At 67.8% G+C, this 25,821-nt stretch carries 19 protein-coding genes and 1 tRNA gene; 13 read left to right on the top strand and 7 right to left on the bottom strand.

The window, feature by feature from the left end; all coding sequences use genetic code 11:
- Positions 1-41 precede the first annotated feature (41 nt).
- The 4 genes from thrB to lysA are packed head-to-tail and all read right to left on the bottom strand — an operon-like array spanning position 42 to position 4,702.
- Entirely contained in the window at positions 42-947 is a 906-nt protein-coding gene (thrB, locus tag DR843_RS02765; RefSeq protein WP_109684002.1) for a homoserine kinase, read from the bottom strand.
- Between the two features lies 1 nt (position 948).
- Positions 949-2,028 (bottom strand): threonine synthase, encoded by a 1,080-nt coding sequence (gene thrC / locus DR843_RS02760; protein ID WP_109688351.1) that lies wholly within the window; start codon positions 2,026-2,028, stop codon positions 949-951.
- A 2-nt stretch (positions 2,029-2,030) separates the two neighbouring features.
- A complete protein-coding gene (locus DR843_RS02755; RefSeq protein ID WP_109684001.1) occupies positions 2,031-3,329 on the bottom strand; it encodes a homoserine dehydrogenase in 1,299 nt (432 codons plus the stop codon).
- Positions 3,326-4,702 carry a diaminopimelate decarboxylase gene (lysA, locus tag DR843_RS02750; RefSeq protein WP_109684000.1) on the bottom strand — a complete coding sequence of 459 codons (1,377 nt, stop codon included), beginning with the start codon at positions 4,700-4,702 and terminating at the stop codon, positions 3,326-3,328. The genes DR843_RS02755 and lysA overlap by 4 nt, the downstream gene beginning before the upstream one ends.
- A 134-nt stretch (positions 4,703-4,836) precedes the next feature.
- Between lysA and DR843_RS02745 the strand changes: the two genes are divergently transcribed.
- From DR843_RS02745 to DR843_RS02700, 9 genes are all read left to right on the top strand, one after another.
- Positions 4,837-4,908: transfer RNA gene (locus DR843_RS02745), tRNA-Arg, on the top strand.
- 103 nt (positions 4,909-5,011) lie between these two features.
- Entirely contained in the window at positions 5,012-5,425 is a 414-nt protein-coding gene (locus tag DR843_RS02740; RefSeq protein ID WP_109683999.1) for a phage holin family protein, read from the top strand.
- 270 nt (positions 5,426-5,695) lie between these two features.
- On the top strand, positions 5,696-5,782 hold the full coding sequence (locus tag DR843_RS02730; RefSeq protein WP_291521282.1) for a potassium-transporting ATPase subunit F: 87 nt from the start codon (positions 5,696-5,698) through the stop codon (positions 5,780-5,782).
- The gene (gene kdpA / locus DR843_RS02725; RefSeq protein WP_109683997.1) at positions 5,782-7,455 is read left to right on the top strand and encodes a potassium-transporting ATPase subunit KdpA; all 1,674 of its coding nucleotides are present in this window, start codon (positions 5,782-5,784) and stop codon (positions 7,453-7,455) included. The genes DR843_RS02730 and kdpA overlap by 1 nt, the downstream gene beginning before the upstream one ends.
- A gap of 1 nt (position 7,456) precedes the next feature.
- Positions 7,457-9,586 carry a potassium-transporting ATPase subunit KdpB gene (gene kdpB / locus DR843_RS02720; protein WP_109683996.1) on the top strand — a complete coding sequence of 710 codons (2,130 nt, stop codon included), beginning with the start codon at positions 7,457-7,459 and terminating at the stop codon, positions 9,584-9,586.
- Between the two features lie 18 nt (positions 9,587-9,604).
- On the top strand, positions 9,605-10,204 hold the full coding sequence (kdpC, locus tag DR843_RS02715) for a potassium-transporting ATPase subunit KdpC (RefSeq protein ID WP_109683995.1): 600 nt from the start codon (positions 9,605-9,607) through the stop codon (positions 10,202-10,204).
- Between the two features lie 4 nt (positions 10,205-10,208).
- Positions 10,209-12,695, top strand: a complete 2,487-nt coding sequence (locus DR843_RS02710; RefSeq protein WP_109683994.1) for a DUF4118 domain-containing protein — start codon at positions 10,209-10,211, stop codon at positions 12,693-12,695.
- The gene (locus DR843_RS02705; RefSeq protein ID WP_109683993.1) at positions 12,692-13,375 is read left to right on the top strand and encodes a response regulator; all 684 of its coding nucleotides are present in this window, start codon (positions 12,692-12,694) and stop codon (positions 13,373-13,375) included. The genes DR843_RS02710 and DR843_RS02705 overlap by 4 nt, the downstream gene beginning before the upstream one ends.
- Positions 13,376-13,555: 180 nt before the next feature.
- The gene (locus tag DR843_RS02700) at positions 13,556-14,455 is read left to right on the top strand and encodes a DUF559 domain-containing protein (RefSeq protein WP_109683992.1); all 900 of its coding nucleotides are present in this window, start codon (positions 13,556-13,558) and stop codon (positions 14,453-14,455) included.
- 180 nt (positions 14,456-14,635) lie between these two features.
- Here the strand turns inward: DR843_RS02700 and DR843_RS02695 are convergent, their stop codons facing one another.
- Together DR843_RS02695 and DR843_RS02690 are read right to left on the bottom strand one after the other, a co-directional pair.
- Positions 14,636-15,658 carry a hemolysin family protein gene (locus DR843_RS02695; protein ID WP_109683991.1) on the bottom strand — a complete coding sequence of 341 codons (1,023 nt, stop codon included), beginning with the start codon at positions 15,656-15,658 and terminating at the stop codon, positions 14,636-14,638.
- Positions 15,655-16,974: a hemolysin family protein gene (locus DR843_RS02690; protein ID WP_109683990.1), complete on the bottom strand. Its 1,320-nt coding sequence runs from the start codon at positions 16,972-16,974 to the stop codon at positions 15,655-15,657. The genes DR843_RS02695 and DR843_RS02690 overlap by 4 nt, the downstream gene beginning before the upstream one ends.
- An 89-nt stretch (positions 16,975-17,063) precedes the next feature.
- Between DR843_RS02690 and DR843_RS02685 the strand changes: the two genes are divergently transcribed.
- Genes DR843_RS02685 through DR843_RS02675 form a run of 3 tightly spaced genes read left to right on the top strand, consistent with a single transcriptional unit; the run spans position 17,064 to position 20,207 of the window.
- Entirely contained in the window at positions 17,064-17,993 is a 930-nt protein-coding gene (locus DR843_RS02685) for an ABC transporter ATP-binding protein (RefSeq protein ID WP_109683989.1), read from the top strand.
- Positions 17,990-18,790 (top strand): ABC transporter permease, encoded by an 801-nt coding sequence (locus tag DR843_RS02680; protein WP_109683988.1) that lies wholly within the window; start codon positions 17,990-17,992, stop codon positions 18,788-18,790. Before DR843_RS02685 ends, DR843_RS02680 begins: the two co-directional genes overlap by 4 nt.
- Positions 18,780-20,207, top strand: coding sequence for a CYTH and CHAD domain-containing protein (locus DR843_RS02675; protein WP_109683987.1), 1,428 nt, complete (start codon positions 18,780-18,782; stop codon positions 20,205-20,207). Before DR843_RS02680 ends, DR843_RS02675 begins: the two co-directional genes overlap by 11 nt.
- Before the next feature lie 7 nt (positions 20,208-20,214).
- Here the strand turns inward: DR843_RS02675 and DR843_RS02670 are convergent, their stop codons facing one another.
- On the bottom strand, positions 20,215-21,564 hold the full coding sequence (locus DR843_RS02670; RefSeq protein WP_146202467.1) for a nucleotidyltransferase family protein: 1,350 nt from the start codon (positions 21,562-21,564) through the stop codon (positions 20,215-20,217).
- 270 nt (positions 21,565-21,834) lie between these two features.
- Between DR843_RS02670 and DR843_RS02665 the strand changes: the two genes are divergently transcribed.
- Positions 21,835-25,770 carry a multifunctional oxoglutarate decarboxylase/oxoglutarate dehydrogenase thiamine pyrophosphate-binding subunit/dihydrolipoyllysine-residue succinyltransferase subunit gene (locus tag DR843_RS02665; protein WP_109683985.1) on the top strand — a complete coding sequence of 1,312 codons (3,936 nt, stop codon included), beginning with the start codon at positions 21,835-21,837 and terminating at the stop codon, positions 25,768-25,770.
- Positions 25,771-25,821 lie beyond the last annotated feature (51 nt).

The raw sequence follows: 25,821 nt of genomic DNA, 5'->3' as shown, positions 1-25,821 counted from the left end.
CGACCGTCGGCAGAAACGTGAAATCGACGACAATCCGCGCGTCATATCTGATGTACGCCGATCGCGGCGACTCCCGGACGCACCTGCGCCCAGCCGTCGGGCGGGCTGAAGGTCGTTGCTGCATCGGTCGTCAGCACCAGCACGGTCGGCCCCGCTCCGGAGATCACCGCGGCATGCCCGGCATCGCGCAACCGGTCGACCAGGGCCATCGACTCCGGATAGGCCGGTCGTCGTGCCTCCTGGTGCAACCAGTCACGGGTCGCGGGCAACAGCAGGTCCGGCCGTTGCGAGAGTGCGAGGGTGAGCAAGGCCGTGCGACCAGCACCACTCGCGGCATCGGCCAGGGGCACGGTCGGCGCCAGCGCGGCACGCGCCTTCTGCGTCGACAAGGTGGCTTCCGGGATGAAGACCACCGGAAAAACGTTGGCGTGCAACGGGATCGACGCAGTCTCCCACCCCTCTCGACCGGACGCCCGCCACGAGACGGTCGCCCCGCCGTACACACTGGCCGATGCGTTGTCCGGGTGCCCCTCCAGGTCACCGGCAACGTCGTTGACCAGTGCCAGGGCCGTTGGGTCGGAGAGCGACGCGCCGGTCAGCGCGAGCGCGGCACCCACCCCGGCCACGATGGCGGCTGCGGAGGATCCGACACCCCGCGCGTGCGGGATCTCGTTGCGCGCGTGCAGCGTCAAGCCTGCCGGCGGGCTGACGCCCAGCCGCTTCCACAGCGTGTGCATCGACTGCACGACCAGATGGCCCTCGTCGCGGCGCACCGAGTCAGAACCCTCGCCCTCGACGTCGATCAACAGGCCGCCGTCGGTGACGGTCGCGGTCACCTCGTCGTAGATGCCGAGCGCCAGCCCGATCGAGTCGAATCCCGGGCCGAGGTTCGCCGACGACGCCGGGACCCGCACGGTCACCGACGCGCCGGGTGCCAGCGCGGCCATCTCAGCCCTCGAGGCCGAGCGCACTGGCCACGGTGAAAGCGTCGACCGGGACCCGGGTGGGATTGACGGCCGAGCCGTCAGCTTCCTTGAGCGCCCAGTCGGGGTCCTTCAAGCCGTGCCCGGTCACCGTGCAGACGATGGTTGCGCCGGCCGGGATCGCACCGCGCTCGTGCTGCTGCAGCAGCCCGGCGATGGACGCCGCGCTGCCCGGCTCCACGAAGATTCCCTCGGTCGAGGACAGCAGCCGGTGCGCCGCGAGGATGCGCTCGTCGGTGACGGAGTCGATGATGCCGCCGGATTCCTCACGGGCCGCGATGGCCTGCTTCCACGATGCCGGGTTGCCGATCCGGATGGCCGTGGCCACCGTCTCCGGCTGGTCGACCGGGTGGCCGAGCACGATGGGTGCCGCGCCGGCCGCCTGGAAGCCCCACATCGCCGGGCGCTTGGTCGCGATCGCGTCGTCGCCGACAGCGGCCTCGCTGTATCCCTTCCAGTACGCCGTGATGTTGCCGGCGTTGCCGACCGGCAGGCAGTGGATGTCGGGCGCATCGCCCAGCACGTCGATGACCTCGAAGGATGCGGTCTTCTGCCCCTCGATGCGCGCCGGGTTGACCGAGTTGACCAGGTCGACGGGGTAGGCCTCGCCGAGTTTGCGGGCCAGGGTCAGGCAGTCATCGAAGTTGCCCTCGACCTGCAGCAACTGGGCGCCGTGCGCGATCGCCTGGGACAGCTTGCCCATCGCGATCTTGCCGTCGGGCACGAGTACGCCGCAGGTCATGCCCGCCTTGGTGGCGTAGGCCGCCGCCGACGCGGACGTGTTACCCGTCGAAGCGCAGATCACCGCTTTGGCCCCCGACTTGGCCGCCATCGAGATCGCGGTCGTCATGCCGCGGTCCTTGAAGGAGCCGGTCGGGTTGAGCCCCTCGAACTTCACGTAGACGTTCGCCCCGACCAGCTTGCTCAACTTCTCCGCCGGGATCAGCGGGGTGCCGCCCTCGCCGAGGGTGATGACCGGCGCACCCTCCAGCATCGGCAACCGATCGGCGTACTCGCGGATGACCCCGCGCCATTGGTGAGCCACGCTCACAGCCCTTCTACTCGCATGACGGAGTCGACCGAATCGACCTCGTCGAGATCCTGCAACTGCTTGACCGTCCCGGCCAGCGCACCCTCTTGCGCCCGGTGCGTGACCAGGTGCAGGGAGGCGAGTTCGGGATCGGTGCGGTCTTTGTTCTGACGCATGCTCTCGATCGAAACACCTTGCGCTGCAAACACATTCGATACGGCAGCAAGCACACCGGGGCGATCCTTCACCCGAAGACGGATGAAGTACGCCGTGTACGCGGCTCCGATGGTCTGGATCGGGAAGGCCGCGTAGGCCAACTCCCCCGGACCCGCCCGGCCGACCAGCCGGTTACGCGCGGCCTGGACCAGGTCGCCGAGAACCGCCGAGGCCGTGGGCTCGCCGCCCGCGCCGCGACCGTAGAACATCAATTCGCCGGCCAGCTGCGTCTCGACGAAGACCGCGTTGAACGCCTCACGGACGCTGGCCAGCGGGTGCGAACGTGGCAGCAGAGCTGGGTGGACGCGTGCGCTGATCGCCGCGCTGCCCTCCTCGTCGGTGACCCGCTCACAGATCGCCAGCAGCTTGATGACCAGCCCGGCCTTGCGGGCTGCACGGATGTCGTCGGCGGTGATGGCCGTGATGCCCTCGCAATAGACCTCGGCGGAGGACACCCGGGTGTGGAACGCCAGGGAGGCCAGGATCGCCGCCTTGGCCCGGGCGTCGTACCCCTCGACGTCCGCGGTCGGGTCGGCCTCGGCGTACCCCAACTCCTGTGCCTCGGCCAGCACGTCGGCGAAGTCGGCGCCGGTGCGGTCCATCTTGTCGAGGATGAAGTTCGTGGTGCCGTTGACGATGCCCATCACCCGGTGCACGTCGTCACCGGCCAGCGAGATTCGCAGGGGACGGATCAACGGGATGGCCCCGGCGACGGCAGCTTCGAAGGAGAAGTCGACGTTGGCCTCGGCGGCGGCGGCGTAGAGCGACGGACCGTCCTCACCGAGCAGGGCTTTGTTGGCAGTGACGACGCTCGCGCCGTGCTCGATGGCCTTCAGCAGCAGGGTGCGGGCCGGCTCGATGCCGCCCATCAACTCCACGACGACGTCGGCGCGGGTCACCAATTCCTCAGCGTCATCGGTGAAAAGCTCTGCGGGGACACCGGATTCGGGGCGAGGCTTGGACACATCGCGTACGGCGACCCCCACCAGCTCGAGCCGGTCACCGACGCGTTCGGTCAACTCGTCCGAGTGCTCGATCAGCCGTTTCGCAACCGCCGAACCGACCACGCCGCACCCCAACAGGGCGATACGTACGCTCATTCCTCCCCCTCCGCTTCCTCGACTTCTAGGGCCAGCAAATCGTCAATGGTCTCGCGCCGGATCCACACCCTGCTACCGCCGTCGCGCAGCGCGATGACCGGTGGCCGCGGCACGTGGTTGTACTGGCTGGACAGCGACCGGCAGTAGGCGCCGGTGGCGGGGACGGCGAGCAGGTCGCCGGCCTGGATGTCGCCGGGCAGTTGGACATCGCGGACGACGATGTCGCCACTCTCGCAATGCTTTCCGACCACCCGCGCGGTGACGGGTGCGGCGTCGCTGGTCCGGTCGGCGAGCTGCGCTGTGTAGTCGGCCTGGTAGAGCGCGGGGCGGGGGTTGTCGCTCATGCCGCCGTCGACCGACACGTAGTAGCGGGTGAGTTCGTCGGTGGCGTGCACCGGCTTGACCGTCCCGACCTCGTAGAGGGTGACGCCTGCGGGACCGACGATCGCCCGGCCCGGCTCGATGCTGATGTGCGGCACCGGATGGCCGACCGCGTCGCAGGCGCGCTGCACGATGCCGGCCAGCTGCTCGGCGAGTTGCTGCGGGGTGAGCGGGGTGTCGTCATCGGTGTAGGCGATGCCGAAGCCGCCGCCGAGGTCGAGCTCGGGCAGCACGATCCCGTGCTCCTGTGCGACCTGCAGCTGGACGTGGATGAGTCGCTCCGCAGCGACCGCGAAGCCCTCGGAGTCGAAGATCTGTGACCCGATGTGGGAGTGAAAACCCAACAGTCGCAGCGCTTCCGGGTGTTTCAGGACACGCCCGACCGCGTCCATCAGCTGCCCGTCGGCGAGGCTGAACCCGAACTTCTGATCCTCGTGGGCCGTGGCGATGAATTCGTGGGTGTGCGCCTCGACACCGGTCTTCACCCGCAGCATGACGCCCTGGACGACCCCGTGCGCCGACGCGATGCTGGCCACGCGCTCGATCTCCTCGAACGAGTCGACGATCAGCCGCCCCACGCCGTACGTGATGGCATCCTCGATCTCCGGCACGGACTTGTTGTTGCCGTGCAGGCCGATCTTCGCGCCGGGGAAGCCCGCCTTGCGGGCCACGGCGAGTTCGCCGCCGGTGCACACGTCCAGGCTCAGGCCCTCCTCGAGCAGGAGGCGCGCCATCGGCGTACACAGAAACGCTTTGCCGGCGTAGAAAACGTCCGCCTGGGTGCCGATCGCACCGAACGCCTCACTGAACGCCTGCTTGAACGCGCGGGCCCGGGCCCGGATGTCCGCCTCGTCCATCAGGTACGCCGGGGTGCCGTACTGCGCGGCGACGTCCCGCAGGTCGTGGCCGGCGATCCGCAGAGCGCCTTCAGGGGTTCGCTGGGTGCCCGCCGGCCAGACGGCGGACAGGGTGGTGGCGGGTGCGGCGTTCATCACCGGCCAAAATACCGGCGCCACACCGATCGCAGCGCATCCCGTCTGGTCCGTGGACGCTAGGCGGTGGTCAGGAGCACTGCCCGGTCGGTGTTAGCCTTGCGTGTCGCAGTCACCGTCCGCGGTGCATGCGCGCCCCCGTAGCTCAGGGGATAGAGCACCGCCCTCCGGAGGCGGGAGCGCAGGTTCGAATCCTGCCGGGGGCACTTTTTGACTTTGTGCCATTCGCGCGTGCAGCGCCGCGCCGGCCGTCTTGGTCGATAGGTTGGAGGCAACCTATTTCGCACCAGGCCCGGAAGGACACCTGCCGTGATCCGCTTTCTTTGGAGTATCGCTGTCTCACTGGTGTCGGCGGCTATCGCCTTCCTGGTGACTGCCCTGATCGTCAAGGACTTCCACCTGTCCTGGGGCGGCTTCATTGTCGGCGTCCTGGTGTTCGTGGCTGCGCAGGCGCTGTTGTCCCCGTTCGTCTTCAACATGGCCCGCAAGTACGCCTCACCGGTGCTCGGTGGTGTCGGCATCATCTCCACGCTGCTGTCGTTGTGGGTCGCCAGTCTGTTCAGCGACGGGCTGCGCATCGACGGTGTCGGCACCTGGGTCCTGTCGGCGCTGATCGTCTGGCTGATCACCGCGCTCGGCTCGTGGATCCTGCTGTGGCTGATCGCCAAGAAGTACGTGAGCGCGCGCAAGTCGAACAAGGACCCGCTGGACGGCCTCGTCTGACGTCTCGACGACAAGCCTCGACCCCAGGACCCGCCGACGCCTCCGTTAGGGAGCCGTACGGAAACCGTTAGGGCGTTAGTACCCCGAGCGTCCACCGGAGTCTGATCGCAGAAGGCCCACAAACCGTGGGCCCCCGAACCCGCCAAAAGAAGGCGGCCGGGACACCTGCTCAGACGTGGGGTTCTTCGTGCTTGACGTGGCTTACATCGCCCTGATGATCGCGGTCTTCGCGCTCGTCGCGGTGATTGCGTGGGGGGTCGAGAAGCTGTGATGGTCTTTAACGCCATCGCCGCCGTACTCGGCGTGTTGGCGATCATCTACTTGGTGATCGCCCTGGTGAAACCGGAGCGGTTCTGATGACCGCGTGGCTCGCGGTCGGTCAGGCCGCAGTCCTGATCCTGATGCTGGCCATCTGTTACCGCCCGCTCGGGGACTACATGGCCCATGTCTTCACGACCGACAAGGACTGGCGCGTCGAGAAGGCCACCTACAAGGTCCTGGGTGTCGACAGCAAGCGGGAGCAGACCTGGCAGGCCTACCTGCGCAGCGTGCTGGCGTTCTCGTTGATCAGCCTGCTGTTCCTCTACCTGCTGCAGCGCATCCAGCACTGGCTGCCCTACAGCCTCGGGCTACCGAACGTGCCCGAAGGCCTGTCGTTCAACACGGCGGCCTCCTTCGTGGCCAACACCAACTGGCAGAGCTACTCCCCCGAGGCCACGATGGGCTTCACCGTGCAGGCTGCTGGCCTGGCGGTGCAGAACTTCGTCTCTGCGGCCGTCGGTATCGCCGTCGCGATCGCCCTCGTGCGGGGACTGGCCCGGCGCAAGACCGGCATGCTCGGCAACTTCTGGGTCGACCTGGTGCGCTGCTGCCTGCGCATCCTGCTGCCCATCAGCGTGGTCGGCGGCATCATCCTCATCGCCACCGGCGTCATCCAGAACCTGCACAACGTCACCGACATCACGACACTGGCCGGCGGCGTGCAGCACCTGCCCGGTGGACCGGTCGCCAGCCAGGAAGTCATCAAACTCCTGGGCACCAACGGCGGCGGCTTCTTCAACGCCAACTCGGCGCACCCGTTCGAGAACCCCAACGCGGTCAGCAACATCATCGAGATCTTCCTGTTGCTGGTCATCCCGATCGCACTGCCGCGCACCTTCGGCAAGATGGTCGGTTCCAACAAGCAGGGGTACGCGATCCTTGCGGCGATGAGCACCCTGGCGATCCTGTCGCTGATCGGTCTGACCTGGATCGAGGCGAAGGGCTGGGGCAGCGCCACCCAACTGGCCGGCGCGGCCATGGAGGGCAAGGAGCAGCGGTTCGGCATCAACGGCTCGACCCTGTTCGGGACGGCCAGCACGCTCACCTCCACCGGCGCGGTCAACTCGATGCACGACTCGTTCACCGCTCTCGGCGGCATCTTCCCGATGCTCAACATGATGATCGGCGAGGTCGCCCCTGGCGGCGTCGGCTCCGGCCTGTACGGCATGTTGATCCTGGCGATCATCACCGTCTTCATCGCCGGCCTGCTGGTCGGTCGCACCCCGGAGTACCTGGGCAAGAAGATCGGGCCCCGGGAGATCAAACTGGCCAGTCTCTACATCCTGGTCACACCGACCCTGGTGTTGGCGGGCACGGCGCTCAGCTTCGCGATCCCGTCAGTCCGGGAATCCGTCACGGGCACCTCGATCCTCAACCCGGGTGTGCACGGCCTGTCCGAAGTGCTGTACGCCTTCACCTCGGCCTCGAACAACAACGGCTCGGCCTTCGCCGGCCTGACCGCCAACACCCCGTGGTTCAACACCGCGTTGGGTCTGGCGATGCTGCTCGGCCGGTTCATTCCCATGGTGTTCGTCCTTGCCCTGGCCGGTTCGCTGGCCAAACAGGACAAGGTTCCCGAGACCGCCGGCACGTTGCCCACCTATCGCCCACAGTTCGTCGGGTTGCTCGGTGGCGTGACGATCGTCCTGGTCGCCATGACCTACCTGCCCGCGCTCGCGCTGGGCCCGCTCGCTGAAGGACTGCACTGACATGTCGATCATGACCGACGAACCCATCGTCGACCAAGAGCACGAACCCGCCACGAAGACAGCGGCATTCGGTCCGCGTCAGCTGATCAAGGCACTGCCTGAAGCGCTGCGCAAACTGGACCCCCGCCAGATGTGGCACAACCCGGTGATGTTCATCGTCGAGGTCGGTGCCGTGCTCATCACGGCCATCGCCATCGCCGAGATCTTCACCGGTGCCGAGAAGTCCGGCGGCGGCGCCGTGCCCGGCATCTTCTCCTGGACCATCGCCATCTGGTTGTGGCTCACGGTGATCTTCGCCAACCTTGCGGAGGCCGTGGCCGAGGGCCGCGGCAAGGCGCAGGCGGACAGCCTGCGCAAGACCCGCACCGAGACCACCGCCCGGGTGATCACCGGGTACGCCGAGGGGTCGACTCCCAGCGACAACGACCAGACCCATGTGGTCAGCTCCGCGGAGTTGCGCCTCGGGGACTACGTCGATGTCGTCGCGGGCGAGGTCATCCCCGGTGACGGTGACATCGTGTGGGGCATCGGCTCGGTCGACGAGTCGGCCATCACCGGCGAATCCGCCCCTGTGGTCAGGGAATCCGGCGGTGACCGCAGCGCGGTGACCGGTGGCACCCGGCTGCTGTCGGACCGCATCGTCGTGCGCATCACCTCCAAACCGGGTGAGACGTTCGTCGACCGGATGATCGCCCTGGTCGAAGGCGCCTCTCGGCAGAAGACCCCCAACGAGATCGCCCTGAACATCCTGCTCGCGAGCCTGTCGATCGTGTTCGTGGTCGTCGTCCTCACGATCAACCCGATCGCCTCGTACGCCGGTGCTGCCGTCAGCGTTCCCGTGCTGGTCGCTCTCCTGGTCTGCTTGATCCCCACCACCATCGGAGCACTGCTCTCGGCGATCGGCATCGCCGGGATGGACCGCCTCGTCCAGCGCAACGTGCTGGCGGTGTCCGGTCGGGCCGTCGAGGCCGCCGGCGACGTGACCACGCTGCTGATGGACAAGACCGGAACCATCACCTACGGCAACCGGCGGGCGACCGAGTTCTACCCGTTGCACGGGATCGACCACGACGAACTAGCCCGTGCCGCAGCACTTTCCAGTGCTGGCGACGCGACACCGGAGGGCACCTCGATCGTCGACCTCGCGCTTGAGCGCGGGATCCACGAAGAGGCCCGTGACGGTGACGTCGTCGTCCCGTTCACCGCTCAGACCCGGATGAGCGGGGTGGACCGCGCGGACGGGACGCAGGTCCGCAAGGGTGCGGGCTCCGCCGTACGCGCCTGGTTGACGGGGGCACACGCCAACGACGAGTTGGCCCACATCGTCGAGGACATCTCGACCAAGGGCGGCACCCCGCTGGTGGTTGCCACCAAGGACGCCCGCGGTCACGGCAAGGTGCTCGGTGTCGTCTACCTCAAGGACGTCGTCAAGGACGGCCTGGTGGAACGCTTCGCCGAACTGCGCTCGATGGGGATCCGCACGGTCATGATCACCGGTGACAACCCGTTGACCGCCAAGGCAATTGCCGACGAGGCCGGAGTCGACGACTTCCTGGCCGAGGCCACCCCTGAGGACAAGCTGGCGCTGATCCGTCGGGAGCAGGAGGGCGGCCGGCTGGTTGCGATGACCGGTGACGGCACCAACGACGCGCCGGCCCTCGCCCAGGCCGACGTGGGCGTGGCGATGAACACCGGCACCTCCGCAGCCAAAGAGGCCGGCAATATGGTCGACCTCGACTCCGACCCGACCAAACTCATCGAGATCGTGGCCATCGGCAAGCAGCTGCTGATCACCCGGGGTGCGCTGACGACGTTCTCCATCGCCAACGACATCGCGAAGTACTTCGCGATCATCCCCGCGATGTTCGCCGGTGTCTTCCCGGCCCTGCAGGCGCTGAACATCATGCACCTGCACAGCCCGAGCTCGGCGGTCGTCTCCGCGATCATCTTCAACGCGGTCGTGATCATCGCGCTGATCCCGCTGTCCCTGAAGGGCGTGAAGTACCGCGCCGCCTCAGCCAGCCAGATCCTGTCGCGCAACCTGCTGATCTACGGCCTCGGCGGTGTGATCGTCCCCTTCGTGGGCATCAAACTGATCGACCTGCTGGTCAGCCTGATCCCCGGCTTCTGAACCACCAAAGGAACTGAAATGGTCCTCGTAGCAAAGCAATACGGTGTCGCCCTGCGGGCGCTGCTGGTCCTGACCGTGATCCTCGGGATCGCCTACCCGTTGGCGATGACCGGGGTCGGGCAGGTCGCGTTCGGCAACCAGGCGAACGGCTCCCTGGTGCAGGTCGACGGCAAGACCGTCGGCTCCAGCCTCATCGGGCAGAACTTCACCAACGCCAAGGGCAACCCGCTGCCGCAGTACTTCCAGCCGCGGCCGTCGGCGGCCGGTGACGGTTACGACGCGAACGCCTCGTCCGGTTCCAACCTGGGACCGAACAACCCCGACCTGATCAAGGCGATCAAGGAGCGCCGTGCGCAGGTGGCGGCGTTCAACCACGTCTCGCCGAGCGCCGTACCGGCCGATGCGCTCACGGCCTCTGCCTCGGGTCTGGACCCGGACATCAGCGTGGCCTACGCCGACCTTCAGGTACGCCGAGTGGCCCAGGCCCGGGGCCTGTCACCCGCCGCCGTGCAGCACCTGGTGGACACTATGACGAAGGGACGTGCGCTCGGGGTTCTCGGCGAACCGCGGGTCAACGTCCTGGAACTCAATGTGGCCTTGAACGCACTGAAGGGGTGAGCCGGTGAGCCGAGGCAGGCTGCGGGTCTTCCTCGGCGCCGCACCGGGGGTCGGCAAGACCTACGCGATGCTCGAAGAGGGGCAGCGGCTGGCTGCCCTCGGTGGGGACGTGGTCGTCGCCTGGGTGGACACCCACGGCCGGGCGGCGACCGCGGCCATGGCCGCTCCGCTGGAGCAGATCCCCCGCCGCACGATGCACCACCGCGGCGTCGAGTTGTCCGAACTGGACCTCGACGCCGTGCTGGCGCGTCACCCGGACGTGGCGCTGGTCGATGAGTTGGCGCACAGCAACGCGTCGGGCAGCGCCCACGAGAAGCGCTGGCAGGATGTCGAAGCGCTGCTGGACGCCGGCATCGACGTGATGTCGACGGTCAACATCCAGCACATCGCATCGCTGAACGACGTCGTCGAGAAGATCACGAAAGTCCCTCAGCGAGAGACCGTTCCGGACGAAGTGCTGCGTGCCGCGGACCAGATCGAGTTGGTCGACCTCACTCCGCAGGCGCTGCGCAACCGGCTCTCCGACGGCCACGTCTACCCCGCCGAACGCATCGACGCAGCCCTGTCGCACTACTTCCGGCTGGGCAACCTCACGGCGCTGCGCGAGTTGGCCCTGCTGTGGTTGGCCGACGAGGTCGATTCGGCGCTGCAGAACTACCGAGCGCAACACAACATCGACGGCACCTGGGAAGCACGCGAACGCGTCGTCGTGGCGCTCACCGGCGGCGCGGAGGGTGAGACGCTGCTGCGTCGCGGCGCCCGGATCGCCTCGCGTAGTTCCGGTGGCGACCTGCTCGCGGTGCACGTCAGCTCCCCCGACGGGCTCTCGGCGACCAACCAGCAGAATCTGGCCGCCCAGCGGGCCCTGGTCGAGGAACTCGGCGGCACGTTCCACGAGATCGTCGGGCAGGACGTCCCGGCGTCGCTGATCTCCTTCGCCAAAGGGGTCAACGCGACCCAGCTGGTGATCGGGGTGAGCCGGCGCAGTTGGTTGCAGACCGTGCTCACCGGCCCGGGCATCGGCAACGGGGTGGTGCGGCAGTCCGGCAGCATCGACGTCCACATCGTCACGCACGCTGAAGCCGGGCGCCGGTTCGCGCTGCCCTCGGTGTCCGGCGGCCTGACCGCCCGCCGACGGTGGGTGGGCTTCGCGCTCGCCCTGGTGCTCGGGCCGCTGCTCACCCTGCTGCTGAAGACGATCCGCTCCGACGACGCGATGACCGCGAACGTCCTTGCCTACCAACTGTTGGTCATCGTGATCGCCCTGGTCGGCGGCTTCGGTCCCGCGCTCTTCGCGGCCCTGATGTCCGGACTCACGCTGGACTACTTCTTCATCTCGCCCTACTACACGATCACCATCAACCAGCCCCTGCACGCGCTGGGCCTTGGTCTGTATGTGATCAATGCTCTCCTGGTGTCGTACGTCGTGGACCAAGCCGCTCGACGTACCCGCCTGGCGCAACGGTCGGCCGCCGAGTCGGAGCTCCTGGCCACGGTCGCCGGCAGTGTGCTGCGCGGTCAGGACGCGTTGGCCGCTCTCCTGTCTCGGACGCGAGAAGCGTTCGGCTTCAATGCCGTTCGCGTGGTCTCTGATGGCACCGAAGTGGCCCATGACGGTACGCCGAGTGGTGACCCGTCCGTGCAACTGCCGGTCGGTCCCTCGGCCGGCTTGGAGGCCTTCGGGCCGGCGGTCGACGCGTCCGAGCGCCGCTTGCTGGAGGTCATCGCGACTCAGGTGGCAGCTGCGTTGGAGCACTCAGCCCTGGAGGAGACCGCCGCCACGGTCGGGCCACTCGCGGTCAGCGACAAGGTGCGCAGTGCGTTGTTGTCGGCGGTGAGTCACGATCTGCGGCGACCGCTGGCGGCGGCGATGGCTTCGGTCGGTGCACTGCGCTCGATGCCGGAGGACCTGTCCGCGCAGGACCGTGCCGAGTTGCTGGCGACGGCCGACGAGAGCCTGCAGACGCTGTCCTCCCTGGTGACCGATCTGCTCGACGCCAGCCGGTTGGAAGCAGGCATCCTGGCGGTCGCGGCACGGCCGGTGTCAGCGGCTGAAGTCGTGCTGCCGGCCCTGGACGAACTCGGCCTCGGACCCTCGAGTGTCACCCTCGACCTGCCGGCGCAGGTGCCGCCGATGCAGGCCGATCCGGTTCTGCTGCAACGGGTCCTGGTCAATCTGCTGGCCAACGCCACCCGCTTCAACCCACCGGGCACCCCGGTCCGTCTGGCCGCGTCGAGCCTGGCGGACGTCGTCGAGCTACGCGTGGTCGATCACGGACCTGGGGTGCCGGACGATCGCAAGGACCTGATCTTCACGCCGTTCCAGCGGCTCGGCGACACTGACAACGACCGGGGCATCGGCCTCGGCCTCGCACTCTCGAAGGGATTCACCGAAGGCATGTCCGGGACGCTTACGGCCGAGGACACCCCCGGCGGCGGACTGACGATGGTCGTCTCGCTGCCCACCGCGCCGTCGCTGGTGTCGGCATGAAGATCCTGATCGCCGACGACGACCCGCAGATCGTGCGCGCGCTTCGAATCACGTTGCGGGCCAGTGGGTACGACGTGATCGCCGCAGCCGACGGTGCGACAGCGATCCAGGCGGCCATCGAGCAGAAGCCGGACCTCTACATGATCGACCTCGGCATGCCGAACCTCGATGGCGTCGAGGTGATCACCGCGGTGCGGGGTTGGTCGACTGCGCCGATCCTGGTCGTCTCCGGTCGGACCGGGTCTGCGGACAAGGTCGAGGCGCTGGACGCCGGGGCGGACGACTACGTGACCAAACCGTTCGCGATCGATGAGTTGCTGGCCCGGATCCGCGCGCTCGGTCGTCGGGGCGCGCCCGTTGAGAGCACCACGGGCGAGTCGGCAGTGGTCAATTTCGGCCTCGTGACCGTCGACCTCGTCGCGCACACGGTCCGCCGTGATGGGGCACCCGTGCACCTCACGCCGACGGAGTGGCAGTTGCTGGAGATCCTGATCCGCAACGCCGGGCGACTGGTCACCCGCCAGACCATCCTGACCCAGGTGTGGGGGTCCGAACACGTCACGGACACCGGCTATTTGCGGCTCTACATGTCGCAACTGCGCAAGAAGCTCGAGGACGACCCCGCGCAGCCCAAGCACCTGCTCACCGAGCAAGGCATGGGCTACCGCTTCGAACCGTGACCCGGCTGTCGTCACGCGACCACAACCGACCACTCGACACGAAACGACCGCCACCCCGGCCTCCCCCGCGACCACAACCGACCACTCGACACCAAGCGACCGCCACCCCGGCAGCGATCCCTCGTCGAGGGCTGTGGATAACTTCTGCGGACGATTGACGCGGGTCCGCACAATCGCCGCATGGCCGAGCGATTCTTTACCCGACAGCAACTCCTGAGGCACGGTGTCTCCCCGCGCGAACTGCGTCCTGGGGGCCGCTTCCAGCGAGTGCTCCGCGGTGTCTACGTCTGCGAAGACAAGATCACGTTCCATACGCTGCTCGACGCCGCGCTTCACCGAGCTCCGGACGACGCGATCGTGTCCCACCACACTGCCGCCGCGTTGTGGGGTGGCGTTGTCCCCAACAGCAGCACGATTCATCTGAGCGTCCGTCCGGACACCATCCTTCGAATGGCTGGAATCACCGCGCACCGCGTGAACGAGAGTCAGCACGTGATGTTGAACCGGCGCCGCGTCACGACCCCGGCACAGACCTTCATCGACCTCGCCGGGGTGCTGGAACTCATCGACCTGGTCGTCCTCGGCGACACCTTGGTGCGCAAAGGGCGCGTGCATGTCAACGAGCTACGCGCAGCGGCAGATGCCGCGACCGGACGAGGTGTCGCCCGAGCTCGGACTGCCGCCGGCCTGGTTCGCGAAGGCAGCGAATCCGTCCAGGAAACCAAGACCCGGCTGCTCGTCGTCCTGGCCGGGCTGCCGGAACTGGTCAGCCAGTACCGGGTACGGGATGAGAACGGCGCAATCCGTGCCCGACCAGACCTCGCCTACCCGCAGTGGAAGGTCGCCATCGACTACGACGGTCGGACCCACTTCGACTCCACCCGTGATCGGCAGAAGGACACAATCCGTCGGGAGTGGCTCATTCAACATGGCTGGCAATGCGTGACGATCTACGCAGACGACTTGTTCAAGGATCCGGCGGGCATCCTCGAGCGGATCATCGCCGCCATTCGCGCCAACGGTGGTTCGGTCCGCGTGACCGGATCGACGTGGCAGCGGCACTTCCACGTAACCCGCTGACCGAGGAGCCGCGACCACAACCGACCACTCGACACCAAACGACCGCCACCCCGGCCCCCGCCGCGACCACAACCGACCACTCGACACGAAACGACCGCCACCCCGGCCCCCGCCGCGACCACAACCGACCACTCGACACGAAACGACCGCAGCCAGCGACCGCAGCCGACGAGCGGCCGGCTACGACTGCGTCGCGTCCGCCACTTCGCCGACCAGTTCCTCCAAAACGTCCTCGAGGAACACCACACCCGTGGTCTCGCCCGTCGATGACACGACCCGGGCCAGATGCAGGCCGGTCCGCTGCATCGTGAGCAACACGTCTTCGACCTCCGCCGACGGTCCGACCGTGGCCATGTTGCGGATCCGCTTGGGCGGCACGGGTTCGCCGTACGCCTCGTCGGTCGCGTAGAGCACGTCTTTCAGGTGCAGATACCCCACGAGCGATCCGTCCGGGCCGACCACCGGATAGCGCGAGAAGCCGTGCTCAGCGACCAACCGCTCCACGTCAGCCGGGCTCGCCCCGAGCGGCACGGTGATCAACTGCGACAGCGGCACCGCAACGTCCGAGGCGACGTGATCGCTGAACTCCAAGGCGTCGACGAAGCGCTCGTGCTCGGCCGACTGCAACAGGCCCTCGCGCGTCGACTCCTCCACGATGGTGCCGACCTCCTCGGCGGAGAAGGTGGAGGCGATCTCGTCCTTGGGCTCCACCCCGAGCCGCCGCACGAAGAACTTGGCGATCCACTCGACCAGAGCGATGACCGGGCGAAGGACCTTGGTGATCCACAGCAGCGGCGGTGCCAGCAACAACGCCGCCCGATCGGGACCAGCGATCGCCAGGTTCTTCGGAATCATCTCCCCGACCACGACGTGCAGATACATCACCAGCAGCAGCGCCAGCAGCAACGCGATCCCGCTGGCCCACGCATCGCCCAGGCCGAGGGAGTGCAAGGGCGCTTCCAGCCAATGATGGATCGCGTCCTCGGCGACAGCACCCAGCAAGACCGAGCAGACCGTGATGCCCAGTTGCGCACAGGCCAGCATCGAGGCGACGTTCTCGAACGCCTCGAGCGCCATCTTCGCCCGCGCCGAACCCGCCGCGGCCAGCGGTTCGATCTGCGAGCGCCGGGCCGCCATGACGGCGAACTCGGCTCCGACGAAGAACGCGTTACCGGCCAGGAAGAGCAGCGACAGCCAGATCATGACGCCCCACCCGAGGGAGCGGACGGCGACGGCGACACCTGCACCCGGTCCACCCGCCGGTGGTCCATCGACAACACCCGGACCGTCCAGCCGTCGACGGCGACCTCATCGCCGACCCGCGGCACCCGGCCCACCGAAGCCATCACGAAGCCGCCCACTGTCTCGTAGTTGGGGCCTTCGGGAATGGGGGCGCCGATCCGGTCGACCACCTCGTCGGGGCGCCACAGCCCGGACACCGTCCACGTCCCGTCGGGCAGCATCCGGCTGGCGTCCCGCAGGTGGTCATGCTCGTCGACGACTTCGCCGACGATCTCCTCGATGACGTCCTCCAGCGTGACGACACCGCTGGTGCCGGAGTATTCGTCGACCACGATCGCCAACTGCAGACCCGATGCCCGCAGCAGCAGGAGCAACGGATCCAGACCGACCGTCTCCGGGACCATCACCGGCGGGATCATCAGGTCCGTGACGGGCACGTTGACGCGTTCCTCCGGCGGTACGGCGATCGCGCGCTTCACGTGGACCACCCCGACCACGTCGTCCCAGTCCTCCCCCAACACCGGGAACCGGGAGTGGCCCGAGTGCCGGGCGGTGGCAACCACATCGGCCGCGGACGCCGTACGTTCGATCGAGGTGCACCGCACCCGGGGACTCATCACGTCGGCGGCCGACCGTTCGCCGAAGTCCAGCGACCGCGCCAGCAGGCGCGCGGTCCCCTCCTCCAGCGTCCCGGCCTCGGCCGACCGGCGCACCAACGACGCCAACTCCTGAGGCGTGCGTGCCCCGGATAGTTCCTCCTGCGGTTCGATCCCCAACCCGTGCAGGACCAGGTTCGCCGATCCGTTGAGGATGCTGATGACCGGCCGCATCACCGTCGCGAAGAGCCGCACCGGCGGGGCGACCACTTTGGCCACGGGCAACGGCGTCGAGATCCCCAGGAACTGCGGCACGAGTTCGCCGAAGATCATCGAGAAGAGGGTGGCCAGGATCAACGCCAGCAACGTGGACAGCGCCCGCACGGACCCGTCCGACATGCCCAACGCGTGCAGCGGTCCTTCGAGCAGTTTGCCCAGCGACGGTTCGACCAGATAACCCAGGACCAGCGTGGTCAGGGTGATGCCCACCTGAGCGGCGGACAGTTGCGTCGACAACGTTTTCAGCGACGGCAGGACGGTGCCGGCCCGCAGATCGCCGCCGTCGATCGCGCGTTGCACCGTGGGTCGGTCGAGGGCCACGAGGGAGAACTCCGCACTCACGAAGAGTGCGGTGCCCGCGGTCAGCGCCACCCCGGCCAGGACGAGAAGCCATTCGATCATTGCCGCCCATCGTCCCAGACCCGTGGGGATACGAGTGCGGATGGTTGGATGGGCTGGTCAGCAACCCCCACCCGCGAGAGGTGTCGAGAATGACCGACGACGCTGTCCCTGGACGCATCGTCGTCTCCGGGCTGCATAAGACCTTCGGGCACTTCGAGGCCGTCACGGATCTGAGTTTCACCGTCGAACCGGGCCGGATCACCGGCTTCCTCGGCCCCAACGGCGCGGGCAAGACCACCACTCTGCGGATGCTGCTGGGCCTGATCCACCCGACTCGGGGTACGGCGACCATCGGCGGCGCCCGGTACGTCGATCTGCCGCACCCGACGCAGACCGTCGGTGCCTCGTTGGAGGCGAACTTCCATCCGGGCCGCACCGGGCGCAACCATCTGCGGGTCCTGGCCGCGGCCGGCGGGATCCCTGATGAGCGGGTCGACGAGATGCTGCACCTGGTCGGCATCCCGGCCGCCGCGAACAAAGCCGCCGGCGGCTACTCGATGGGGATGCGCCAACGACTCGGCCTGGCGGGCGCGATGCTCGGCGATCCGCAGGTGCTGGTGCTCGATGAACCCGCGAACGGCCTTGACCCCGAAGGCATTCGCTGGTTGCGTCAGTTCCTTCGGCACCTCGCCGGTGAAGGCCGCACGATCTTGATCTCCAGCCACTTGCTGTCCGAGGTCGAGCACACGGTCGACGACGTGGTCATCATCGCCAACGGCCGTTCGGTGCGCTCCGGCCCGATGGAGGAGATCCGCGGTGAGCCCAAGGTGTTGGTGCGTACGCCGAACGCCGGACTCCTCGTCGAAGCGTTGACTGCCCGGGGCGTCCAGTCCGCGACGGATCCCGACGGCACGGTCCACGCGGTGACCGGTGATCTTGCCCTGATCGGCGACACCGCTCTTGCCGCCGGAGTCGCAGTGCACGAACTGCGCACCGAACAAGCCGATCTGGAGGCGCTCTTCTTCGAGCTCACCGAAGCTCCGGAGAACGCCAACCGCAACCTGGGAGCCGCGTCGTGAACGCCTTGAAGTCGGAGATCCTGAAGATCTTCACGACCAAATTGTGGTGGGGGCTGTTGATCGGCGCGGTCATCGTCGCCGGCGGCGTTTCCGCCCTCTTCGCGGCGCAGATCGGCACCGACCAGATGCGCGACAGCGCCAGTGAACTGAGCCAGGTCAGTCCGTCGGCCGCGCAGAGTGTCTACTCCGCCGGATTCCAATCCACCTTGCTGCAACTGTTCCCGTTGGCGCTGGGTGTGCTCATCGTGACCGCGGAGTTCCGGCACAAGACGTGGACCGCGACCGTTCTGGCGACCCCCAAGCGCTGGCAGATCTCGGTCGCCAAGATGGCCGCAGCCGTCGTGGTGGGTGTCGTCTACGGCATCGTCTGCGACATCGCCGCGGTGATCGGCGGCGGGCTGGTGATGAAACTGGCCAAGAACGGGTCGTTCTATCTCGGCTCCGGCGACGTCTGGCAGACGCTGGCGTTGATGCTGTTGGTCTTCGTGATCTGGGTGCTGCTCGGCATGGGGTTCGGGTTGCTGCTGCGCAACCAGATCGCAGCGGTCTTCCTCGCGATCGGCCTGGCGTTTATCGGTGACATCCTGTTCAACGTGATCTTCCGGTTGCTGCACTGGGATGGGGCAACGGCCTATCTGCCCTCCTCCCTCACCAGTGCCACGCTGAACCCGCAGCTGGCCAATGTGCCGGGCCAGCATTACTTGACCTGGTGGGCGGCCGCGATCGTGCTGACCGCCTACGGAGTGGGGTTGGCCGTGGTCGGCTCGATCATCAACCAGCGTAAAGATGTCCTCTAAACCGCGGCTGACGAAGCTCACCGAGATCGAACGCAAGTTCTCGGTGGCCTCGCCGACCGCGCAGCCATCCTTCGCTGGTCTGGCCGGCATCGCTCGGGTCGACTGTGACGAACCGGTCACGCTGGAGGCCACCTACTTCGACACGCCGGACCGTGACCTGCTGCAGCACCGGATCACGTTGCGCCGCAGGGTCGGTGGCGCCGACGAGGCGTGGCATCTGAAGCTCCCCCAATCGGCCGGTGCCCGTTCGGAGGTCCACGCGCCGCTCAGTGACGATCTGCCTGCGCAACTGCGGTCGGTCATCGCGGCCGTCGTGCGTGACCGCCCCCTGGAGCCGCTGGCGACGCTGCGGACCACCCGCACGGTGACCCACATCGTCAGCGAGGACGGCGCGGTCGTGGCTGAGTTCGCCGACGACGAGGCTGTCGGCGTGGACCTGTGGACCGCACCCGATGCCGAGATCAGCTGGCACGAGTGGGAGATCGAACTCGTCGGCACGACCGACCGCGACCTGCTGGACCGTCTGTGCCGGCGCCTGCTGGATGCCGGGGCGAAGCCGTCCACCTACCCGGCCAAGCTGGTGCACGTCGTGGGCTCCCCACCGAAACGATCGACGTACGCCGATCCGACCGTTGCCGCGCTGGTGCGCCTGACCGCCGACCTGGTCGAGCGGGACCGTTGGGTACGCGAGGACCGGCCCGACGGCGTACACCAGATGCGGGTGACCACCCGGCGGCTGCGGTCGCTGTTGCGCAGCCACCCCACGCTGCTTGCGTTGCCCGGCGGACAGCAGGTGGAGAGCGAATTAGGTGAATTGGCAGCCACTCTCGGGGTGGCGCGGGACGCGGAGGTGCTCGCGACGCGGTACGCGCAGGCGCTTGATGCGTTGCCGGACCAGGTGGTCCGCGGTCGTGCGCACGAGCGGTTGGTCACCAGTTCGCGAGCGGCCTACACCCGGGGACTGCGGCGCGCGGTCCTGGCCCTGGACAGCGAGCGCTACTTCCGCCTGCTGGACGGGCTGGATGAGTTGGCGAGCGCAGCTGCCGACGGCGATTTCAGCGCGGCGGCATCCGTGACCCACGCCCGGCAGAAGCTGCGTAAAGCTGCGAAGAAGGCCCGCCGCGAACCCTGCGATGAGCATTTCCACGCAGTCCGCAAGAAGGCCAAGCAGGTGCGGTACGTCGCGGAGGCGGCCGGTAAGCGCAAACTGGCGAAGCGGGCCAAAGCGATCCAGACCCTGCTCGGCGATCATCAGGACAGTGTCGTCAGCCGGGCCCACCTGCTGCGGGTCGCGGACCAGGCCGCGGCGGCGGGCGAGGACACGTTCACCTACGGCCTGTTGTGGCAACAGGATCGCCAGGAGGCTGAAGCACTCGAGCAGCAGTTGCCGCGTCTTTTGCGCAGGGTTGCCCGCTGACCGCGAACTACTGAAGGACCCCGAGACGGGTCATTTCCTGCTGGAAACCGGTGATGACGGTGCGCAACTCATCCGTCGGTTGCGGCCACATCGCCGCGGCCTCCTGGACGGCCCGGTCGACGTCACCGCCGGTCTCGTCCAGCAACGTGAGGATCGCCAGGCCGACACCGTTCAACCGCATCGGCGATGACGAGCCGCCACCGGAGAGCCGCAGCACGAACGCCTCATCGTCGACTGCGTGGGCCGGCTCGGGCAGATAGACCGCCCAGCGGCCCCCGGCTCCGGGAGCCGGATCGGCCGGGGCGGGCTCCTCGAGGACCCGGGTCGACGCGGGCGACGACGGCATAGCGGGGGTGCCGGGCGCGGGGCTGCTGGGTGCGGGGCTGCTGGGTGCGGTGTCCCCCACCGCTGCGGCGCCGGGCGGCTGGGGGTCCGCGATCGCCGTACGCCGGGATGCCCACTGGGTGCGCACGACGTTGCGCACCGCCGGCGGCACCAGTCCCGCTGCCCGGACCAGACGTTGCACGTAGGCCCTGGCGGTCGGCAGGGCGGCGTCGGGCAGCCCCGGGTAGTCGATCAACAGGTCTTCTCGCGACGGCAGGACGGCCCGGTAGATCAGCCGCAGCCGGGTGGTGCCGCTCGCCTCGGCGATCGCAACCAACCAGCCCTCGGTGTTGGTCGGACCGGAGTTGAGCTTCCAGCGCGCGAACTGTGCCGAGGGGCGGGCGGGTACCTCGATCTGCCAGCCGAGGGGGTTGAGCTCGGCCGCGACCACCTCCGAGGCGCCCGTGCGGTGGATCAGGTCGCGGGTCGCGGTGCGCTCGGCGTCGGACATGGCCGCAAACCGCCCCGTCGAACTGGTCACCTCCCCCGCGTTCTTGGCCAGGGTCGGCGTGCGCAGACCGTGCAGCAGGACGATCAGAGCGTGCGCCGGATAGTCCGGTCCCCACAGCTCGACGCCGGCCACCTCGTGGCGTTCCCGGTGCTCCCACAGCGCCTCGAACACCACGTCCGGGTCGGCGAAGAACCCCGGGAACCGGGTGTGTACGTCGATGTCACAGGGCCAGTCCGGGTGCAGCAACGCGGTGGAGTGAGTGACGAACCGGGCGTGGGCTGAGGACTCCGGGCGCCGCCGCCAGCCGCGGGCCGCCAGCGCGTCGATCAGTTCCGGTGCCCGATCGGCGGCACACAGGACGTCTACGTCCCCGGGCACGTAGTCCTCGGCCCGCAGACCTTGCTGCACCGCGACGACGCCCTTGATGAACAGCGCCGGAAGGTGCAGTTCCTCTGCGACATCGGCGACCAGGGCATGACCCAGCGACACCGCTGCCGCCAGTGGCAAGGTCATCGTGGTCAAGCCGGTCACCTCGGTGGATCGAGCCGCAGAAACCCCGGAATCGCGGCGTCGCCGATAACCGGGCAAGGCTAGCAGTGCGGCTGCGGACGGGCGGCGGTTCGCCGGCGGGCGCAGACCCACGGGCCGTCTGGGAACAGCGGGCACCCCACCAGGCGTTGCGTATATAGCACATCCGGACGCGGTGTGTGACCCTCCGGTGCCTAACCGCTAGGGTGGATCAGGCAGTTGTCGGGCTGGGGCCCGCACGAAATCACATGATGGAAGAGGCGCATTCGCGTGTCATCACAGTCCTCCGACCCCCTCGCCGCATTCGCAGGCAACGAGTGGCTGGTCGATGAGCTGTACGAGCAGTACAAGGCCGACAAGAACTCCGTCGACAAGGCGTGGTGGGCGTTCTTCGCCGACTACACCCCCGGTGCCGGTAGCACTAACGGAGCCGGCAGCACCAACGGAGCCGGTAGCACCAACGGTGCCAACGGCCACGCCGCCGCCACGAGCAACGGCAGCACCAACGGGCATGCCGTTGCCAGCGCCACCGCACCTGCCCCAGCCACGAAAGCCCCCGCGGCGACCCCCACGCCGGTCGAAGTCGTCCAGCCGACCACGCCCGATGAGGATCTGGACCGCTCGATCCAGCCGGTCGACGGCACCGAGGACAACCCCCGCGAGACCGAGGAGCGCGCCGATGCGGCCGCGACCCAGATTCTCGACCCCTCCGAAGCTGAGATCAGCACCGAGCTGCCCGTGGCCCGCGACGGCATCGCCTCCCCCGAGGAGATCGAGCCGGCCGCCGACGAGCGGGTGCCGCTGCGCGGTGTTGCCGCACGGATCGTCACCAACATGGAGGCCAGCCTCGAGGTTCCGACCGCGACCAGCGTGCGCGCGGTCCCGGCGAAGCTGCTGATCGACAACCGGATCGTGATCAACAACCACCTGTCCCGCAGCCGCGGCGGCAAGGTGTCCTTCACGCACCTGATCGGCTACGCGATCGTGAAGGCCCTCAAGGTCGTGCCGGACATGAACTCCGCGCTCGGCGAGGACGACAAGGGCAAGCCCGTGCTGGTCAAGCCGGGGCATGTGAACTTTGGTCTGGCGATCGACCTGGCCAAGGAGGACGGCTCCCGGACCCTGGTCGTCCCCAACATCAAGGGTGCCGACGAGATGAACTTCGCCCAGTTCTGGGCGTCCTACGAAGCCATGGTCAAGCGCGCACGCGACAACAAGCTGACGATCGACGACTACGCGGGCACCACCATTTCGCTGACCAACCCCGGCGGTATCGGCACCGTGCATTCGGTGCCGCGGTTGATGAAGGGTGCGGGCGCCATCATCGGCGTCGGTGCGCTGGAGTACCCCGCCGAGTGGGCGGGTGCCTCGACCAACACGTTGAACAAGAACGGCGTCAGCAAGATCCTGACGTTGACCTCTACCTACGACCACCGGATCATCCAGGGCGCGGTGTCCGGTGAGTTCCTGCGCGTCGTCAACGAGTTGCTGCTCGGCGCCGAAGATTTCTACGACGAGATCTTCGCCGCGCTGAAGATCCCCTACGAGCCCGTGCGGTGGGTCCGGGACATCGACACCAGCCACGACGACGACATCTCCAAGGTCGCCCGTGTGCAGGAAGTCATCCACGCCTACCGGGTGCGTGGTCACCTGATGGCCGACACCGACCCGCTGGAGTACAAGCAGCGTCGGCACCCCGACCTGGACATCACCCAGCACGGCCTGACCCTGTGGGACCTCGACCGGGCCTTCCCGACCGGCGGATTCGGTGGCAAGCCGTTCCTGAAGCTGCGCGAGATCCTGGGCATCCTGCGCGACGCGTACTGCCGCAGCGTCGGTATCGAATACATGCACATCCAGGACCCCGAGCAGCGGGCCTGGGTGCAGGCGAAGGTCGAGCGCGGCTACGAGAAGCAGTCCCCGGACGAGCAGTTGCGGATCCTGCGCAAGTTGAACGCCGCCGAGGCTTTCGAGACCTTCCTGCAGACCAAGTACGTCGGGCAGAAGCGCTTCTCCCTCGAAGGCGGCGAGACCGCGATCGCGTTGCTGGACCGGGTGCTGTCGGCCGCTGCCGATGACGGGATGGACGAGGTGTGCATCGGTATGCCGCACCGCGGCCGCCTCAACGTGCTGGCCAACATCGCCGGCAAGTCCTACAAGCAGATCTTCCAGGAGTTCGACGGCACCCAGGACCCCAAGTCGGTCCAGGGCTCCGGTGACGTGAAGTACCACCTGGGCACCGAGGGTGAGTTCGTGTCCGACGCCGGCAGCAAGACCAAGGTCTACCTGGCGGCCAACCCCTCCCACCTGGAGGCGGTCAACCCCGTCCTGGAGGGCATCGCGCGAGCCAAGCAGGACCGGATCAACTTGGCCGGTACGGCGTTCACCGTCCTTCCGGTGTTGATGCACGGCGACGCGGCCTTTGCCGGCCAGGGTGTGGTCGCCGAGACGCTGAACCTGTCGCAACTGCGCGGGTACCGCACCGGCGGCACGATCCACATCATCGTCAACAACCAGGTCGGCTTCACCACGGCGCCGAGTCAGTCGCGTTCCTCGACCTACTCCAGTGACGTGGCCCGGATGATCCAGGCACCGATCTTCCACGTGAACGGCGACGACCCCGAGGCGTGTGTCTCGGTGGCCGAGTTGGCCTACGAGTTCCGGCAGAAGTTCCACAAGGACGTCGTCATCGACATGGTGTGCTACCGCCGCCGCGGTCACAATGAGGGCGACGATCCGTCGATGACGCAGCCGATGATGTACGAACTCATCGAGGCCAAGCGCAGTGTGCGCAAGCTGTACACCGAGGCGCTTGTGGGTCGCGGTGACATCACCAAGGACGAGGCGGACGAGGCGCTGCGGGACTACCAGCAGCAGTTGGAGCGGGTCTTCGCCGAGACCAAGGCGGCCAAGGCAGAGCTCACCGCAGCACCGTCGGACAGCTCGCAGTCCACGGATGCGGCCGGGCACGGCGGCCTGGAGCGCCCACGCGCCCAGCAGGAGGACGACGCCCGCGCCGACCAGAGTGGTCAGTCCACCGCGATCAGCATCGAGACGTTGAAGAAGCTCGGCGACACGTGGGTCAACCCGCCGGAGGGCTTCACGATCCACCCGAAGCTGCAGAAGCTGATGGAGCGTCGCTCGGCGATGGTCTCCCAGGGCGGAATCGACTGGGCCATGGGCGAACTCATGGCGCTGGGCTCCTTGTTGATGGACGGCACGCCCGTCCGGTTGGCCGGCCAGGACAGCCGCCGCGGCACCTTCGTGCAGCGCCACGCGGTCCTGATCGATCACGAGAACGGCAACGAGTGGACCCCGCTGCGCTACCTCGCCGAGGACCAGGCGTGGCTGTGGATCTACGACTCCCTGCTCAGCGAGTACGCCGCGATGGGCTTCGAGTACGGCTACTCGGTCGAGCGCCCGGACGCGCTGGTCCTGTGGGAGGCGCAGTTCGGTGACTTCGCCAACGGCGCGCAGTCGATCGTGGATGAGTTCATCTCTTCCTCCGAGCAGAAGTGGGCGCAGCGTTCCTCGGTGGTGTTGCTGCTCCCGCACGGCTACGAGGGCCAGGGACCGGACCACAGCTCGGCGCGGATCGAGCGCTACCTGCAGATGTTCGCCGAGAACAACATGACGATCGCGCACCCGAGCACCCCCGCGTCGTACTTCCACCTGCTGCGTCGTCAGGCCTACGCCCGCCCGCGTAAGCCGCTGATCGTCTTCACCCCGAAGCAGTTGCTGCGGTTGAAGGCGGCGACGTCCAACCCGGAGGACTTCACCAAGGGCCGCTTCGAGCCGGTGTTGCGCGACCAGCGCGCGCTGGACGCCGGCAAGGTCACCCGGGTGCTGATGGCTTCCAGCCGGATCGTCTACGACCTGGAGGCTGAGCGCGAGAGCCGCGGCGACGACACCACCGCGATCATCCGCCTGGAGCAGTTGGCGCCGATCCCGGCCAAGGAGATCGCCGACGCGCTGGCGCAGTACCCGCACGCCGACATCGTCTGGGTGCAGGACGAGCCGAAGAACCAGGGCGCCTGGCCGTTCCTGGCCCTCAACCTGCCCGAGCAGCTCGAACCGTTGGGTGAGTCCCGGCCGATCCGGGTCGTGTCCCGCCCGGCCGCGGCGTCGCCGGCGACCGGATCGGGTGCCAAGCACCGGGCCCAGTTGGCCGAACTGCTCAAGCAGTCGTTCGACCGCTGATTTCCCGTACGGCGCGTGGCCGGCTTCCCTGCGGGGAGGCCGGCCGCTCTC

This window comes from Branchiibius hedensis, assembly GCF_900108585.1.
Lineage (GTDB): Bacteria > Actinomycetota > Actinomycetes > Actinomycetales > Dermatophilaceae > Branchiibius > Branchiibius hedensis.
This window is presented reverse-complemented; position numbering and strand designations above follow the sequence as displayed.